The sequence below is a fragment of the Demequina sp. TMPB413 genome (genome assembly GCF_020447105.2).
Lineage (GTDB): Bacteria > Actinomycetota > Actinomycetes > Actinomycetales > Demequinaceae > Demequina.
In genome coordinates, this window is the sequence record NZ_CP096184.1 from 1981304 (window position 1) to 1998710 (window position 17407).

10 protein-coding genes are annotated in these 17407 nt (G+C 67.1%); 7 read left to right on the top strand and 3 right to left on the bottom strand.

The genetic code is table 11. The features are described from left to right. Positions 1 to 44: 44 nt before the first annotated feature. The 4 genes from LGT36_RS09520 (at position 45) to LGT36_RS09535 (ending at position 5767) form a co-directional block, all read left to right on the top strand. Entirely contained in the window at positions 45 to 1241 is a 1197-nt protein-coding gene (locus LGT36_RS09520) for a homoserine O-acetyltransferase (RefSeq protein ID WP_226095230.1), read from the top strand. 543 nt (positions 1242 to 1784) lie between these two features. Then, complete coding sequence (locus LGT36_RS09525; protein WP_226096557.1) at positions 1785 to 3140, top strand: bifunctional o-acetylhomoserine/o-acetylserine sulfhydrylase; 1356 nt, start codon at positions 1785 to 1787, stop codon at positions 3138 to 3140. A 40-nt stretch (positions 3141 to 3180) separates the two neighbouring features. Further along, complete coding sequence (locus LGT36_RS09530; RefSeq protein ID WP_226096558.1) at positions 3181 to 4401, top strand: homoserine O-acetyltransferase; 1221 nt, start codon at positions 3181 to 3183, stop codon at positions 4399 to 4401. An 85-nt stretch (positions 4402 to 4486) separates the two neighbouring features. Further along, positions 4487 to 5767 (top strand): endo-1,4-beta-xylanase, encoded by a 1281-nt coding sequence (locus LGT36_RS09535; protein ID WP_226096559.1) that lies wholly within the window; start codon positions 4487 to 4489, stop codon positions 5765 to 5767. 49 nt (positions 5768 to 5816) lie between these two features. Here the strand turns inward: LGT36_RS09535 and LGT36_RS09540 are convergent, their stop codons facing one another. Together LGT36_RS09540 and LGT36_RS09545 are read right to left on the bottom strand one after the other, a co-directional pair. After that, entirely contained in the window at positions 5817 to 8777 is a 2961-nt protein-coding gene (locus LGT36_RS09540; RefSeq protein ID WP_226096560.1) for an FAD-binding and (Fe-S)-binding domain-containing protein, read from the bottom strand. A gap of 44 nt (positions 8778 to 8821) precedes the next feature. Beyond that, complete coding sequence (locus tag LGT36_RS09545) at positions 8822 to 9898, bottom strand: NAD-dependent epimerase/dehydratase family protein (protein WP_226096561.1); 1077 nt, start codon at positions 9896 to 9898, stop codon at positions 8822 to 8824. A 60-nt stretch (positions 9899 to 9958) separates the two neighbouring features. On the opposite strand from LGT36_RS09545, the gene LGT36_RS09550 reads away from it, so the two are divergent. The 3 genes from LGT36_RS09550 (at position 9959) to LGT36_RS09560 (ending at position 12611) form a co-directional block, all read left to right on the top strand. After that, entirely contained in the window at positions 9959 to 10975 is a 1017-nt protein-coding gene (locus LGT36_RS09550; protein WP_226096562.1) for a zinc-binding dehydrogenase, read from the top strand. A gap of 76 nt (positions 10976 to 11051) precedes the next feature. Next, positions 11052 to 11843, top strand: a complete 792-nt coding sequence (locus LGT36_RS09555) for a GNAT family N-acetyltransferase (RefSeq protein ID WP_226096563.1) — start codon at positions 11052 to 11054, stop codon at positions 11841 to 11843. Between the two features lie 15 nt (positions 11844 to 11858). After that, on the top strand, positions 11859 to 12611 hold the full coding sequence (locus LGT36_RS09560; RefSeq protein WP_226096564.1) for a sulfite exporter TauE/SafE family protein: 753 nt from the start codon (positions 11859 to 11861) through the stop codon (positions 12609 to 12611). A 93-nt stretch (positions 12612 to 12704) separates the two neighbouring features. Here LGT36_RS09560 and LGT36_RS09565 read toward each other — a convergent pair whose 3' ends face one another. Further along, a complete protein-coding gene (locus tag LGT36_RS09565; RefSeq protein ID WP_226096565.1) occupies positions 12705 to 17192 on the bottom strand; it encodes a cell wall-binding repeat-containing protein in 4488 nt (1495 codons plus the stop codon). Positions 17193 to 17407 lie beyond the last annotated feature (215 nt).

Here is a 17407-nt window from a genome sequence, read left to right on the forward strand (position 1 = left end):
CGCACCGGGACCCACGGCGATTGCTGCCCTAAGGTGGTCTCGGCATGGATGACGACGGCATTGAGACAGATGCATGGGCGGCGGACGAGGGTCCGGCCGCCGATGCGCCCTTGCCCGCGAGCGCCGCTTGGCGGGAGGGAGACCACCCCGGCCGTCGTCAGTTTCTCGCGCTAGGCGACCTGCCGCTCGAGGCGGATCCGATGGGGACGCTGCCAGGAGCGACGCTGGCCTACGAGACCTGGGGCGAACTCAACTCGGCGGGCGACAACGCGATCTACGTGGCACACGCACTCACGGGAGACAGCCACGTGTGGGGGCCTTCAGAGCCGGGTCACCACACTGGCGGCTGGTGGAACGCGATGGTCGGGCCCGGCCGGCCGATCGATCCTGACCGCCACTTCGTCGTCTCGGCCAATGTGATAGGCGGCTGTCAGGGATCGACGGGACCAGCGTCGGCGCATCCTGACGACGGGTTGCCATGGGGGTCGCGGTTCCCTTACGTCACGATTCGCGACATGGTCTCCGCTGAGATTGCGCTCGCGGACCACTTGGGCATCGAGCGCTGGCGACTCATCACAGGTCCGTCGATGGGCGGAATGCGCGCCATCGAGTGGGCCGTCACGGTGCCGGACCGGGTGGGAGCCATCGCGCCAGTGGGCTCCGCCGCAGCGACGACGGCCGACCAGATCGCGTGGTCGACGTCGCAAATCGCGGCGGTCAAAGCCGATCCCAAGTTTCGCGGCGGGGATTACTACGACGCGGCCGACGGCGACGGACCTCACGTGGGCCTGGGGATCGCGCGCATGATCGCGCACACCACCTATCGTTCAGAGGACGAGTTGGGCGAGCGCTTCGGGCGCTCGTTCCAAGGCGAAGGGGACCCGATCGGCAAGGGCGGACTGTTCGCCGTGCAGTCCTATCTTGAGCACCACGGACGCAAGCTCGCGCGACGCTTCGACGCCAATACCTATATCCGGCTCGTGCAAGCGATTCAGTCGCATGACGTGGGGCGCGGACGAGGCGGAGTCGAGACGGCCTTGGCTCGATACACCGGTCCGGCCCTGGTGGTGGCCGTGGACTCCGATCGCCTCTATCCGCTCAAGAACTCGCAGTTGCTGGACCGAGGGTTGTCAGGATCGTCGGGCGTGAAGGTGGTTCACTCGCCCGTGGGGCACGACGGATTCCTCGTGGAGTCAGGCCAACTCAACGCGTTCATCGCGGAGTTTGAGTCGGGTCTGTAGTCGGGCGTTCGTCGCGTGACGCCTCGAGGCAGACGGTGCGAACCGTCTGGTCTTGCGACACGCCGACGCCTGCGCCCCGGGAGGAGCCCCAACCGGCGCGTCGGCCGCAGAAACGGTTCGCAGTGCCGGGGGCGCGGGCCCAGCCCCGTCCACTACCCCGCCGACTGGTAGCGCCCGCCACGGTACAGATGGAGCCATTCGGGGTCGCGCGGGGCTGAGGGCGGTACGAATGGAGCCATCTGCAGGGCGAGACTTGCCAATTCGCGGCGCGCGACCCTAGAGTACGAGCCATGTTCCGCCGAATGTGTCGCTAGTCAAGCGCACGTTTGGCGTGCGCCCGCACAGGGCGTCCCGCTCGCAACCTTGAGTCGCGAGCGAAGAACCTCCCGCGGGCCCACTCCCCACGTGTCGCTTATCCGCAGACCTGTCACGGTCGCGGGACTGGCGGCAACCTGAACGTAGGCGGCCGGAGCAGCTCCCGGCGGTGGCCGGTCATGGAACATCCCATCCCCCATCCCCACCCCACGCAAATCAGGAGCTGACATGACCACCGAATGGGCCTTCGAAACACAGCAGATCCACGCCGGCCAGGTGCCCGACCCCACCACGGGCGCCCGTGCACTGCCGATCTACCAGACCACCTCGTTCGTGTTCGAGGACACCACCCAGGCTGCGGCGCGCTTTGCGCTCGCTGAGCTCGGCCCCATCTACACGCGCATCGGCAATCCCACGCAGGATGCCGTCGAGCAGCGCGTGGCCGCGCTCGAGGGCGGAGTCGCGGCCTTGCTGGTCGCCTCCGGCTCCGCCGCGAACGCGCTCGCCATCCAGAACCTCGCGGAGGCTGGCGACCACATCGTCTCCTCCCCGTCGCTCTACGGGGGCACCTACAACCTGTTCCACTACACGCTGCCCAAATACGGCATCGAGGTCAGCTTTGTCGAGAACCCCGACGACCCGGAGTCGTGGCGCGCGGCCGTGAAGCCCAACACCAAGGCGTTCTTTGGCGAGTCGATCTCCAACCCCAAGCAGGACGTGCTCGACATCGAGGCCATTGCGGCCGTCGCCCACGAGACGGGCGTCCCCCTCATCGTGGACAACACGGTGGCCTCTCCCTACCTGGTGCAGCCGCTCAAGTGGGGTGCCGACATTGTCACCCACTCGGCCACCAAGTACTTGGGCGGCCACGGCACCGCGATCGGCGGCTTGATCGTCGACGGCGGCACCTTCGACTACGCGCAAGACCCCGAGCGCTTCCCGCAGTACAACACTCCCGACCCCAGCTACAACGGCCTGACGTACGCCAAGGACCTTGGCGTCGGCTCTGCGCTTGGCGCGAACCTCGCGTTCATTCTCAAGGCGCGCGTGCAGTTGCTGCGCGACCTCGGGCCCGCCGTGTCGCCTTTCAACGCCTTCCTCATCGCACAGGGCATCGAGACCCTGAGCCTGCGCGTCGAGCGCCACGTGGAGAACGCCGTCAAGGTCGCGGACTTCCTGGAGGGCCGTGACGACGTGGAAAGCGTCGCGTACTCCGGTCTGGCCTCCTCGCCGTGGCACCAGTTGCAGCTCAAGTACGCGCCCAAGGGCGGCGGCTCGGTGCTCGCCTTCGAGATTGCGGGCGGCGCCGACGCTGGCCAGGCCTTCGTGGACGCGCTCGAGTTGCACTCACTCGTGGCCAACATTGGCGACGTGCGCTCGCTCGCGATTCACCCCGCGACCACCACGCACTCGCAGTTGACGGAGGCCGAGCAGTCGAGCGCCGGCGTCACACCCGGGCTGGTGCGACTGTCGGTGGGTCTGGAGAACATCGTCGACATCCTGGCCGACCTGGAGAAGGGCTTTGCCGCGGCCGCAGCCTTGCGCGAAGGGGCTGCCACCTCAACCGTCGCGGCCAACGCCTAAAGGCCGGATCGAGAGACACAGGAAGGGCTGAAGGAGTCCCATGGACGACGACGCCTCCGAATGGGTTGACGCTCCCCCGACGCCGGTACCGGCGTCGGGGGCGTGGCGCCCTGGAGACCACCCTGGCGAGCGCCAGTTCCGACGCATCGGCGACCTGCCGCTCGAGGCCGACCCGATGCGCATCCTGCCGGACGTGACGCTCGCCTACGAGACGTGGGGCGAACTCAACGAGGCGCGGGACAACGCGATCTATGTCTCCCACGCCCTGTCGGGCGACAGCCACGCGTACGGGCACGCTGGCCCCGGCCACCTCACGGGCGGCTGGTGGAACTCGCTCATCGGGCCCGGCCGCCCCCTCGACCCCACTCGCCACTTCATCGTCTCCGCCAACATCGTCGGCGGCTGTCAGGGCACCACCGGCCCCGCACACCCCTACCCCATGGACGGCCGTCCGTGGGGTTCTCGCTTTCCATGGCCGACGCTGCGCGACATGGTCGAGGCGGAGGTGCGCCTCACCGACGCGTTGGGGATCGATTCCTGGCTGCTCATGCTGGGCCCGTCGATGGGCGGCATGCGGACACTGGAGTGGGCGGCGCAGCACCCCGACCGCGTGCGCTCCATCGCCGCCGTCGGCACCACGGCCGCGACCACGGCCGAGCAGATCGCCTGGGGAGCGGCCCAGTCCGCGGCCATTCGCGCCGACGCGCGGTTTGCCGGCGGCGACTATTACGACGCTGCCGACGGCGAGGGACCGCACGTTGGCCTTGGCATCGCGCGCATGATCGCGCACACCACGTACCGCTCGGAGCCGGAGCTACATGCTCGCTTTGGCCGCACGGTCCAGCCGGACGACGACGGTGTGGCAGGGAACGTGTTGCGCGCCCCCGGCCAACCCGGGGCAGGGCAGTACGCGATCGAGTCCTATCTGTCCCACCACGCGGAGAAGCTCGCCAGGCGCTTTGACGCGAACACGTACCTGCGCATCGTCCACGCGATTAACACGCACGATGTGGGGCGTGGGCGTGGCGGCATCGAGGCGGCGCTCGCTGGCTTCACTGGGCCGGCGCTCGTTGCCGCGGTGGATTCTGACCGGCTCTACCCGCTGTCGCACTCCCAAGAGTTGGCCGACGCCCTACCCGGCTGCGACGGCGTCGACCTCTTGCATTCTGACGTGGGTCACGACGGCTTCTTGGTCGAGTCGACGGCGCTCAATGCGCTCGTCGAAGGGCTGCTGGCGAGGGTGGACGCGGTGCGGCGGTAGCCCTCCCGTGATCCGCCGCCCATACGATAGAAGCAGCCGCCCTTTTGCCTGCCTCTCCCTGAACCAGAATCGGAACCCTCTCGCCATGAACACCGCCAGCCATTCCGTCGATAACGTTTTCGCCCATCGCACCACCTCCACCACCGTGACCCTGGTGGATGGCGCAGGCAACCCGCTCGCAGGCCGCGAGGTCACCGTCGAGCAGACCCGCCACGCCTTCGGCTTTGGCAACATCGGTTTCGACTTTGTGGGCTACGTCAACGGCGAGACCGTTGCCGACCCTGCCAGCCACTTTGGCGGCGCCAAGCCGTCAAGCGCCGAGCACCTGGAACCCCTGTGGTGGGGCTTGTACAACCACGTGACGCTGCCGTTCTACTGGCGCGGCTTTGAGCCCCAGGAGGGCCACCCCGACACGGAGCGGCTCATGAAGACCGCGCGTTGGTTCGCCGAGCGCGGCGCGACCATCAAGGGCCACCCGCTGGTGTGGCACACGCTCGCGCCGCAGTGGCTCATGGACAAGTCCGATGCCGAGGTGGAGGCGACCATCCGCGCCCGCATCCGCCGCGATGCCGGGGCCTTTGCCGGGGTCATCGACCTGTGGGACGCGATCAACGAGGCCGTGATCCTGCCCGTGTTCACAGCCGAGGAGAACGCCGTCACGCACCTCGCGCAGTCCAAGGGCCAGGTGGAGATGGTGCGCATGGCGTTCGAAGAGGCCCACGCCGCAAACCCAAACGGCCGGTTCGTGCTCAACGACTTCGACCTGAGCGCCGACTACGAAGACCTCATCGAGCGGTGCCTTGACGCCGGGATCCAGATCGACGCGCTCGGCGTGCAGACCCACATGCACCAGGGTTACCGCGGAGACGAGGCCATCACCGCAATCCTCGATCGCTTTGGCCGCTTCGGCCTACCGCTGCAGATGACGGAGACCACGCTGCTGTCAGGCGAGATCATGCCGCCGCACATCGTCGATCTCAACGATTACCAGGTGGACTCCTGGCCGTCCACGCCAGAGGGCGAGGAGCGTCAGGCTCAGGAGATGGTGAGCCACTACCGCAACGTGTTCGCGCACCCTGCCACCGAGTCGCTGACGTACTGGGGCCTCGCCGACGAAGGTGCCTGGCTTGGCGCCCCCTCCGGCCTGGTGCGCCTGGACGGTACTCCCAAGCCCGCCTACAACGCGCTGCACGACCTGATCAAGGGCGAGTGGTGGATGTCCCCCACCACAGTGAAGACGGACGACGCTGGCCGCCTGGTAATCGACGGCGTGGCGGGCACGTACGCGCTGACCACGGCCGACGCCACAGCGGCGGTCGACGCGACGGCCACCGGCGTCAACGAGGTCACAGTCACCGTCGGCTAGGACGCGGCGCTGCGGCCATGTGCATCAGCGCTTGGCCGCTAAGCCATGCCTACGGCTTGAGGCGCTCCGCGAGCACTTGCGCGAGGTGCAGTCCCCGCACGCCAGCAAACGCGTCAGCCTGGGTCCGGCAGCTCACGCCATCGGCCAGGTAGACGACGCCCTCAGGAGCCTCGGCGCCCCCAACCCCAGCGTCGTCCGTGGCAAGGCCAGCCGCGCGCAAGGCTGGCAGCAGCGAGTTCTCCGCGATCTGGCGCGAGACGTCGTAGTGGCCCTTCTCGTAACCCCAGTTGCCCGCGAGTCCGCAGCAGCCGGAGGCCTCGGTGACTGTGGCCCCGGCACGGGCCAGCAGGTCGCGATCAGCGGTGTAACCCATGACCGAGTACTGGTGGCAGTGAGGCTGGACCACCGCGGTGACGTCCTCGAGGCTCGGCACTTGCCAGCCGGCACGGGGCTTCACGGGGGCGCGTCCGGTGAGCACCTCTGCCAGGGTAAACGTCGCGGCCGCAACGGCGTGCGCGCGCGGGTCGGCCGGCAGTAACTCCACGAGGTCGCCGCGCAGCACCGCGGTGCACGAGGGCTCCACACCGATGATCGGGATGCCGTTCACCGCAAACGGACCGAGCACGCTCAACAGGTGGTCCAGGTGCTTCTTGGCGCCGTCGAGTTGGCCGGTGGAGATCCAGGTGACGCCGCAGCACGCGTCGCCCGCCGTCACTAGGACGCGCAGTCCGGCGTCCTCGAGCACGCGCACGATCGCTTCTGGCACCTCGGGGCTGAGGCCGTCGGTGAAGGAGTCTGCCCACAGCACGACGGTGTTGCCGCGGATATCGGACGACGCTTCGGGGCCGTCGGCAGGTGCCTCGGTAGCGTCGGCCGCAGGCACCGCCAGCGCCTTGCCTGCCTTGCGAGACTTCGCAAACTCGGAGCGGTGGAACGGCTTCGCCGCAAACCTCGGCAGCGACCGGCGCTTGTCCAGGCCGGCAATCGGCAGGATCAGGCGGCGCAACCAGCCGACGCTCATCACACCGTTGACCAGCCACGGCACCCAGCCGATGAACTTCATCCACAGCGGCAGCCACCCGATCGAGTAGTGGCCCATGGGGCGGAACTTGCCCTTGTAGGTGCGGTACAGCGCCTCCGACTTGTAGGCGGCCATGTCCACGCCGCTGGGGCAGTCCGCACTGCACGCCTTGCAACTGAGGCACAGGTCGAGGCTTTCACGCACCTCTGGCGCAGTGAGCCCACCAATGAGGTTGCCGTTGATCGCGTCCTGCAGCACCCTCGCGCGGCCGCGCGTCACGTCCTTCTCGTCCCCCGTGGCGGCGTAGCTGGGGCACATGAAGCCGGAACTCTGGGTGATGGCGTCGGCGCGGCATTTGCCTACGCCGGTGCAGCGGTGCACCGCCTCTGTCAGGTCGCCGTGGTCGTGCGTGAAGGCGTGGCCGACGCCGGGGGTGCGGGGCGCCGACGGTCGGCGAAGATCGCGGTCGAGCGGCGCCGGGTCGACCATGACACCTGGGTTCAGCAGGCCCTCCGGATCGAAGAGGGCTTTGATTTGGCCGAACAGGGCGATCGCTTCTGCGCTGTACATGGCGGGCAGCAGTTCCGAGCGCGCGCGACCGTCGCCGTGCTCACCACTGAGCGAACCGCCATGGCGCGCCACCAACGCCGCCGCGTCCTCCATGAAGGCCCTCAAGGGGGCGCCGTCGCGCTGCAACGGGATGTCAAGGCGCACGTGAATGCAGCCATCTCCAAAGTGACCGAACGGCTGGCCAGTGACGCCGTGGCGCTCCATCACCCCGTCGAACTCGCGCAAGTAGGCGCCGAGGTTCTCCGGCGGCACCGCCGCGTCCTCCCAGCCGGGCCAGCACTCGGCGCCGTCGGCGCTGCGGCCGGAAAGCCCGGCGCCGTCGGCGCGAATGGCCCACAGTCTCACCGTCTCGGCAGGGTCACGGATGATGCGATACGTACCCGTGCCAGCGTCGGCCGCGAGTGCCGCCATCGCCTCTTCCACCTCGTCGGCGGTGTCCGCGCCCATCTCGACGAACAGCCAGCCCGCTCCGTCGGGAAGGTCCGGCACGCCCTGATTGCCCTTGGCGCCGGCAACCCGCGCCACCAGGCGGGCATCCAAGCCCTCGATCGCTTGCGGCTTGTGGGCGAGCATCGGCACGACGGCGTCGGCCGCGGACGCCATGTCGGTGTAGGCGAACACGCCCATGAGGCGGGCCTTGGGCACGTCTACCAGGTTGACGGTGGCCTCGAGAATGGTGGCGAGAGTGCCCTCTGAGCCCGCGAGGAACCTGGCGACGTGTGCTCCGTTCTCTGGCAGCAGGTGTTCGAGGCTGTAGCCGGACACCTGGCGGCCGAAGCGGCCGAACTCGGTGCGGATGAGGCTCAGGTTGGCGGACACCAACTCATCGAGACCGGGCACCGCGCCGTTGCCGCCTGGACGCGCGGTGAAGCGGCGCCCTGCACCGTCGATGAGGTCGAGCGAGGCTACGTTGTCCGAGGTCTTGCCAAACGCGACGGCGTGGGGGCCGCACGCGTTGTTGCCGATCATGCCGCCGAAGGTCGCACGGTTCGAGGTCGAGGGGTCTGGGCCGAAGCGCAGGCCGTTCGGCGCGAGTTGCTCCTGCAGGGTCGACAGCACCACGCCTGGCTGCACGCGGGCCGTCTTGGCCTCGAGGTCGATGTCCAGGATCTGGTTCATGTGGCGGCTCGTGTCCAGGACGATGCCTGGGCCGATCGAGTTGCCTGCGACGGACGTGCCGCCGCCGCGCATCGTCAGGGGGACGCCGGTCTCGCGAGCGATGCGGTGTACGGCGATGACATCGTCGGCATCGCGCGGGTAGACCACGACCTGGGGTACGACGCGGTAGTTCGACGCGTCGGAGCTGTATTCGGCGCGGCGACGCGCGGAGGCGTCCACTTCACCCTTGATGGCGGCGTGCAGCGCGCCGGCCAGGTCGGTGGCGGAGGTGTCTGAGGAGCGAGGCGCCGTTGTCGTCACGGGGCGATTGTTCCATGCCCGGGACGTCGGACCCGGGCCCTGAGTCACGTGGCGCGCGGCGGGTCCCCCAGCATCTGCTCCACCATGTCCACGAGCGACTCCTTCAGGGGGCGGTAGGTCACGCCAAGCGCTTGAAGAGACTTCGAGTTGTCCGCCACAAACGTGTGATTCACGTTGCCAGCCACATAGCGCCTGCTGATGCCCAACGCGGGAGCGATCAGCCACAGGAACCACTTGGGCATCGCGTTTCGCGGCAGCGGCAGTGCGGAACCGAAGTGCTCGCGCAGCGTCGTCCCCATCTCCAGGGTGTGCGTGCTGTGGCCCGAGACGATGTGCCTGCCCGCAGCATCGGGCAGGAACCCGGCAGCAAGATGCGCCCTCGCAAGGTCGCGCACGTCCACCACGCCGAGCGCCACGCGCGGCGCCCCAAACCGCATTTGCCCGCCGATCAGTTGGCGCATGATGGCGAAGCTCTCCGACGTGGGGCGCGGCTGCAGCGACGGCCCGATCACCAGGGAGGGGTTGATGACGACGAGGCGCCAGCGATCCTGGGCGTCCGCGATGCGCCACGCCTCGCGCTCGGCCTCCGTCTTGGAGAGGTTGTAGGGCTCGTAATCGAGTGAGGCAGTGGTGTTCCAGATGTCCTCGGTGAGCGTCCCGCCAGGCGCGGCGGCGCATTCAGCCGCGTCCGTGTAGATCGCCGCACACGAGCTGGTGACCACCACGCGCGAAACCGAGGCGGTGGCGGACGCGGTCTCGAGCACGTCGCGCGTGCCACCCACGGCGGGCTCCACCAGGTCTCGCTGCGGGTCCTTCACCTTGCGGGAGAACGGCGAAGCCGTGTGGAACACGACGCCACAGCCGGCCATCGCGTCGGCGTACGAGCCTGGTTCGGTGAGGTCCCCCGCGAAGAGCTTTAGCGCGCCCGGTGCGGCCTCGGCGGCGGCCGTGAGGTGCGCAACCTTCGCCGCGTCGTCCGGGTTGCGGACTGCAGCGTGCACCGTCGCCCCCGCGTCAAGCAGGGCCTTCACGATCCACCCGGCCACATAGCCGGTAGCCCCGGTCACGAGCGCAGGCCGCGCGGAGTCGACGTCGATACCGGTCAAGTCGATCTGGGTCACGCGTTCTCCTCGAGGTCAGGTGGCACTCATCCCACGCTAGCGCGCCAGTAGCATCGCCTCATGCGCGCCTTCGTCATCACCGGACCAGGAGCCGGCGCCGTCACTGACGTCCCTGAGCCAGTCGCCGAGCCGGGCCAAGTCGTGGTCGAGGTTGACCGCGTGGGAGTCTGCGGCACCGACATGGAGTTCTATCGCGGAGACATGGCGTATCTGGTCACTGGCGATGCCTCTTTCCCGATCCGTATCGGTCACGAGTGGTGCGGGCGGGTTGTCGCAGTGGGCACGGAACGCGACGCCTTCTGGATTGGACGCCGCGTCACCGGCGACACGATGCTCGGGTGCCGTGCGTGTCGCCTGTGCCTGAGCGGACGCCAACACCTGTGCCGCGATCGCCACGAAATCGGCATCCGCCACGGCTGGCCGGGAGCCCTCGCAGAACGACTCACCGTCCCCACTACCGCGCTGGTCGCCCTGCCGGAGGACATGGACCCCGCGCTGGGTGCGCTCGTGGAACCCGGTGGCAACGCGCTGCGCTCCGTTCGAGGAGCGAATCTGCGCGCAGGCAACTCCGTGCTGATCATTGGCGCCGGCACTATCGGGTTGCTTGTCGCTCAGATTGCTCAGGCAGAAGGCGCCGATGTGCATATCGTGGGCCGCTCCGAGCGCTCTTTGGAGTTCGCACGCAGCCTCGGTTTCGGACACGCCACCACCCTTGAAGGCCTTGATCGCACTCACGCGTTCCAAGCCGTCGTGGATGCGTCCAACAGCAAAGACTCGCCGCCGCTTGCCTTGGACCTCGTTGAACCTGGTGGCCGCATCGTGCTCGTCGGAATTGCGGGAGAGCCAAGCCTCATCGACACCCGGGACGTGGCATTGGCCGACGTCACGATGGTCGGCGTCCTGTCTGCGTCCGGGGGGCTTGAGGAAACGGCCGACCTCTACGCGACCGGAGTCGTGGACCCGCGGCCGCTCGTCGCCGCCACGGTGGGGCTCGACGCGACCGCTGCCATTCTCGCGGGCGAAAGGCCACCGGGCGCCGGGCCTGGGCCCAAGTTCCACATCGACCCCCGTCGCTGACGCCCGCCGCTGAACAGCCCTCGCGACCGGCCGGGCACGCCAGATCGCGCTCGCGCCGTTCGCTAGCATCGGCGTCATGCGCGAACTCTCGCCCGGTTGGGCCACGGACCTCGCCGTTCTCGAGCACTCCGGCTCGGTCATCGACGATCGTGGCGACCACCTGGTGGTGCGAAGTCCCCAGAACCCCGACTTCCACTGGGGCAACTCTGTGTTCGTCACGGATACCACCGCGGTGAACGACGCCGACCGCTGGGTCACGACGTTCCGGACGGCCTTTCCCGACGCCGGGTGGGTGGCGATTGGGTTGAATCGCATGCCGGACGACGCCGACGCTTGGCCCGCGCATAGGCTTGAGGTGGAGTTGGACGAGGTGCTTTCCACTGCCACCCTCCCCTACGAGGCGCCGCTTCCCCCTGGGTACGCGGTGCGCCGGTTCGACCGCGATGACTGGGAACTCTCGGTCGCGCGCAGCATCGCGGAGAACCAGCGCACCGGCGAGCAAGAAGCGCAAGGCTTCGAGCGTTTTGTGAGGGCAGAGGCGGAGACGCGGCGAGATCTCTCCGCGCGGGAGGTCGGGGCCTGGTTTGGAGCGTTCGCGGACGACGCCCTGGTCGCTGAACTCGGCATCGTCCGGTGTGGCGCTGTCGCCAGGTATCAAGCCGTCGGCACGGACGAGGAGCACCGAGGACGCGGGCTCGCCTCCCACCTGCTGGGGGTCGCCGCCAGGTGGGCGGGCGATCACGGCTGCGACCAATGGGTCATCGTGACGGAGGCAACCAACCCGGCTGGACGCGTCTATCGCCGCGCGGGCTTCGAGCCGGACAGCGGCATCGTCACGGCGTATCGCACGCCTGGGGGCCCGTCCTGACCGCCGGAGGTCACCGTGCTTGAACTGCTCGGCGGTTCGCTGGGCACCGTGCTCCTCATGGCGCTGGCCGCGGTCATCATCGGTTTCTCCAAGACGGCCCTGGGCGGCCTCGCCGTGATCTCCATCGCGATCTTCGCGACGATCCTGCCCGCTAAGGAGTCCACCGCTGCCATCCTGGTGCTGCTCATCGTGGGCGACCTGGTCGCGGTATGGCATTACCGCCACGACGCCGACTGGTCACTGATCCGCCGGTTGCTCCCTGCGGTGCTCCCTGGACTCGTACTCGGCGCGCTCTTCCTCCAAGTCGTGTCGGACAGCGTCCTGCGTCGGAGCATCGGCGCGGTCCTGCTCGCGCTCCTCGTGGTTCAGTTGTTGGTCAAGTGGCGCAGCCTGGCATCCGCCTCCACCGCCCACGAACATCGAGCCGCCGCATGGACCGCAGGGATAGGCGCGGGTTTCGCCACGATGACGGCCAACGCCGCAGGCGCGGTGATGACCCTCTACCTGTCTGCTTCCGGGATCGACAAGCGACGGTTCATCGGCACCAATGCCTGGTTCTTCCTGATCGTGAACCTGGTGAAGGTGCCGTTCTCGGTGGGTCTTGGGCTCATGCACTGGGCCGACGTGGGACGCGCCGGGCTGCTCGCGCCGCTCATCCTGCTGGGCGGAATCCTCGGATACGCGACCGTCCGCCGCATCAGCCAATACCGCTTCGACATCGCTGTGCTGCTCGGGTCGGCCATCGCGGCCGCCGCGCTGTTGCTGTAGAAGGCCAGGGAGTGCCGTGCGCTTGACCCTGCAACTGGCCAGCTTTGCATCCGCCGAGTTTCCTCAGATCTCGACTCACACTGACTGATCCCTCTAGGTACAGGTCAGATTCTGTGCCGCTTTGGAGGAAACGACGGCTGTTCCGCCGAGCACGACCTTCTTGGAGGGCGCGAGTGTCACCACCGAGTCGTGAACCGGTCGGGGCGCGCACGCCTGTCTCGAGATGTACAGCGGCGCGCGCAGTTGTCCCGCCAACGCTGCACCCGCCAACGCATCGGGGAAGTTCTCTCCGGTGGCCAGGAACATTGTGTCCGACGAGTTCCTGGGGAAGAACTCGTTGTTCAATAGCGCCGCGGTCGCATACCGATCAGCTCCACCGAAGCGCTCGACGCGATAGCCGCGACCCTTAAGCTGCGTGACGATCTTCGAAGAGATGACACCCTCGCCGCCAGCGACAATCACATCGGTCACACCCAACCTCTCCAACGTCGACAAGGTCGCGGCATTGACGCTTGATGCGGTGCCGTCTATGAGAATCACCGGCGCGCCCAGCTTCCCAGCTACCCCGGTAGCCGACAAGGCGTCCGGGAATGAGCGGCCAGTCGCAAGAACCGCGATGGAAGAGTTGTCGAAAGCATCGTTGACGATCTTGAGGCCCGTTTCATACCGATCAGACCCGCCCAACCGCTGCACAGGGGCGATTGTCTCGAGCGCCGCCACGACCTGGACAGATACTGCGCCCGTGCCACCGATGACGTAGATCTTCTGCGGAGCTAGTCGCTGAATCTCCGCCTTCACGGCCGCCGGCAGGCTTGTAGGACTTGTCAGCAGCAAGGGTCCACCCGCGTACGCAGCTGCAGCGGCTGCAGAAAGCGCGTCGGGAAAGTTGGTGCCCGTCGCCACGTACACCGCAGGAACACCGGGCGAGTAGTTCCTCGCCACCTGAACGGCTGTCTCGTACCGTGACGCTCCAGAAAGACGCGTCGTCCCGTCTGGGAACTCGCCAATGCCACCTGACTCTGCAGGCGGAGTGACGAAAGTGAACGCCGCCGGCGCAGACGAACCCGCGGGGCTCGTGACCAGCACCTCCACAGATCCTTCCGCGTGGGCAGGCGTCAAGACTGCGATCGTGTTGTCCGAAACCACGGTCATGTCCGTGCCCGCGACGCCCCCAAACCTCACCGACGACGCACCCGTGAAGTGGGTTCCCGAGACCGTCACCCACGTGCCACCACCGGTGCTGCCCGAAAGGACAGAGAGCTCATCAAGAGACGGCTTGGCCACCGGGTCCACGGACAAGGTGCCTTGGGCTCCGCGATAAATGTCGTAGAGACCGTTCGTGTCCGCAGGGTTGAGTTGCATTCCAGTCACCGTCGCGGTGTACTCGCCGCCGCGACTCAGCACCCACCAGAAGCCCGCGCGATCTGTCGAGGCGAGCGTGGCTCTCGTACCGTTCGGGAACAACGTGACCAACTCAGATCCGGAGCTTCCACGCGGGAACGCTGGCACGCGCTCAAGGGGTGCCACGACGTATGCACAGCCGCCGCCTGCCGCGACTGCGCCGACGCTACTCTTCTGAGCCTTCTCGTCGAAGTTCACTGTCTGACCGTCTGAGACCCGGTAGCAGCGCACGTCTTGGCCGGTAGCCGTGGCAAACGCAATCGCCGAGCCGTCGAGACTCATCTGCGCGGTGCCCGGCAAGACACCCGTCGCGGCGCTCACATAAGAACCGTTTCCCACTGTGTACACCCGCAGCGAATACGAGCTCGAGAGCCCCTGACGGTACTCGACAGCGACTGTCGAGTCCGTGACGGCGACGACGCGAACGTCATCCGCCGCGGCAAAGGTCGCGACCGGGGTCGTGGTACCGAAGGCGGTGCCCCCCTGCCAGTACAGAGTCTCGGTCCCTGCGGCGACGACCGTGAAGGCTGCGGCGTCTCCGCTAGCGCTGATCTCAGGGCGGCCATACCAATCGAAGGTAATGGGCCTCGCCTGCGACCCGATCTCAACGTTGGTTCCCGATGTGCGGTCATGAACGAACGCCACGTCTCGACTGTCGGCATCCCCTGCCACAGCGCCTGCTCCCCCACTGGGCTCGTACAGCAACACCCGGTTGCCGTCGTCGGACATCCCGAGGACTTCGATTGGACTCACAGCGGTCTGGGAGATGCTCAGCTCTTCTGCGGCATCGGACCCTGCGTCCACCGTGAAAGGACCCGGGTAATTGCCTGCCTCGACGGCCGGAGCCCGTGCGAGGAAGGAATCTGGCGATGATGCCGCGATGGTGCCATTCGATGACACCCATACTCCGTCGGAGAAGACGTCTCCGAACTGGAACTGCACGCCATCCCTGACAACTTGGCCGGTTACCGTCGGCGTCGGCGTGTACTGGACGCTCACTACGTCGGCGATGCCCCCGCCTGCGGTCAAGGCAATGCGCCCGCCCGACGCCGGCGAGGCAGGGACGTGACCCGGGTCTGCCGTGACGACGAACGTCGCGGTTGTTCCAGCGGGCCCCGCGGGGAGACTCACAGATGCGGGAGCGAGCAGCCCCAGCGACGGCGCGAGCGTGATGCTCGCTGCAGAACTCGAGGCAGCGGTACGTTCAATCGTGACGGTGGCTGATCCCGAACTATCGAGGGCGACGTCGGACGCATGAATCCCCGCACGAATCGCTAAGGTCCCATCCACTCCTGGCGCCGAAACCGCCACCTCGTAAGCCAGGTCCGTCGTGATTTTGAGCCACGTTGTCTCCGTGGTCGGCGCGCTATAGAAGGAGAAGTTGCGGCGTTCGTCGGAGGGGTTGAGCCATGAGCAGTAGATCGAGTTGGTCACCGTCAGGTTGCACGGACCCTGCACCTCCCACGTCGCACCTGTGCTATCCATCCACACGTACTCGAAGTGGCGGCGCGCGTCGCTTCCTTCAATCTCATTGAGCAACACGGTGACCGTGACAGGGTCTGTATGCGGTGGTATCTCAACGTAGTTCGGGGCGATGGTATCGAGCGCAGTCTCCACATGAGCCGCCGCGCCCGACGTCTCGCCATTGAGTGAGGAGCTCGCTCGTACGAGTCCCCTTCCACTCGCCGCGTCGGGACCAGTCTCAAACCAATCGCCCGCCGAAATGCTGCTCTCGATCGCGTTCGACATCGAGGCGAGCACCACTCCCTCCAGACAACCGGGACCGACGTCGCACGCCGTACCTGATGGCGCGTTGGCGGGGCTCTGTTGCAGCAGTAGGGCCGCGAGCCCAGCCACGTAGGGAGCGGCCATGGACGTCCCGCCTTGCACCACTGTGTTCGCCGAGAACCAATCGAGCGCCGTCGACTTGGCAGCTTTGATAGATGAGCCGGCAGCGAGAACGTCGATTCCGACGCCGATGTCGGTGGGTCCGTGGCTTGAGAAAGGTGACAGATACTCGCCGTATCGCGTCACACCCGCAGAACCGACGGTGGTTGCGAAGCGTGCTGTGCCAGGGCTGTAGATTGACGACGCGTGGTCGCCGGAGTTGCCAGCAGCCACCGACACGAACAAGCCCTCAGCAACCAATCGATTCACCTGAACACTGGTCGTATCTTGGCCATTCTGCGGGCCGCCGTTTGAACCGAGCGAAAGGTTCACGACGGTAATCCCGTAGGTCGCGTGGTTGTCAATGATCCATTGCAGTGCACCGTCAAGGCTCGATGTCGTTGTGTCTCCATTGCAGTTGAAGACCCTGACGTCGACAATCGAAGCTCCGGGCGCCACACCCTCGATTCCAGGTGCGCTGCTCGTCGCCGCACCGGCAGCGATCGAGGCCACGTGAGTACCGTGGCCCACGGGGTCAAGATCGCCACTGTCAGAGCACACGGCGGTCGTTGGGGAGAAATCTTGGCGGTGGACTACCTTGCCGCCGCCGAGGCCTGGCGCGGCGGTATCTACGCCGGTGTCGACGATCGCGACGACTTGGTCCGTCCCCTGAATACCCAACGAAGTACGCGTCGCCGCAAGATCCGGATCGACGCTGGGGACCGTCGTGACGGTGTCAACCAGCAACTCGAAACTCGAATCCTTGAGTTCGATATCCGAGGGCCCGACGGGGTCGTCCACCGTGATCAGGAGATCTGCAGAGACCCGCAAACCAGTGACGTCGCTGACCGAAGCGAGGTCCGTCTTGCTCACGTCGCCCCGATAGACCCCTTCGCCCACCTGCTCGAGGCGGGCAGCGAGGTTCACGAATGCCTGGTTGTCAAACGCCCTCTCGTCCGCGAGAAAGACGGCGTCGACCGTTGCCCCGTCACCGGCGACCGCGAGCGCTTCCAAGACCCCAGCGTCGGCCGACGAGTACTCACCGTCGGGAACTGGAGGCGACTCGACTGTTGGATCGTTCGGTGGCTCGGCGCTCCCCTCAGATGGAGCCGCCGTTGGTATGGGTGATCGCTCGACTGCGGACGCGTCGACGGATTGCCCGCTCGCCGTATCAGGCGCAGACCCCGTCGCACCGGGCGTGGAGAAACCCGTAGCCCAGACAATCGACGCGATCAGTGCGGCCAGACAGAGCCCACCGACAACGCCGAGCGAACGTCCATTCAGTCGACTCATGTGATGTCACTCCTCAGCACTGCGCAGTCTGCGGCCCCCGGTGCCCGCGTGGCGCCAATGTACCCCGGACAGAACCGGATAGGGGCGCCCTCTTTCTCCCGTAGGCGCAGCCATGTGACCAATCCGACGACGGCATCGTCGACGTCGCCCGCGGGTTGCAGCACGGCAACCGCGTGAGCGGGACGGGATTCCGAGTGGAGCGGAGGGCAACCGGC

Coding starts and splice junctions, on each gene's coding strand:
- LGT36_RS09525 (WP_226096557.1), top strand. CDS start 1,785: ATGACCACCGAATGGGCCTTCGAAACACAGCAGATCCACGCCGGCCAG.
- LGT36_RS09520 (WP_226095230.1), top strand. CDS start 45: ATGGATGACGACGGCATTGAGACAGATGCATGGGCGGCGGACGAGGGT.
- LGT36_RS09555 (WP_226096563.1), top strand. CDS start 11,052: ATGCGCGAACTCTCGCCCGGTTGGGCCACGGACCTCGCCGTTCTCGAG.
- LGT36_RS09535 (WP_226096559.1), top strand. CDS start 4,487: ATGAACACCGCCAGCCATTCCGTCGATAACGTTTTCGCCCATCGCACC.
- LGT36_RS09530 (WP_226096558.1), top strand. CDS start 3,181: ATGGACGACGACGCCTCCGAATGGGTTGACGCTCCCCCGACGCCGGTA.
- LGT36_RS09565 (WP_226096565.1), bottom strand. CDS start 17,192: ATGAGTCGACTGAATGGACGTTCGCTCGGCGTTGTCGGTGGGCTCTGT.
- LGT36_RS09550 (WP_226096562.1), top strand. CDS start 9,959: ATGCGCGCCTTCGTCATCACCGGACCAGGAGCCGGCGCCGTCACTGAC.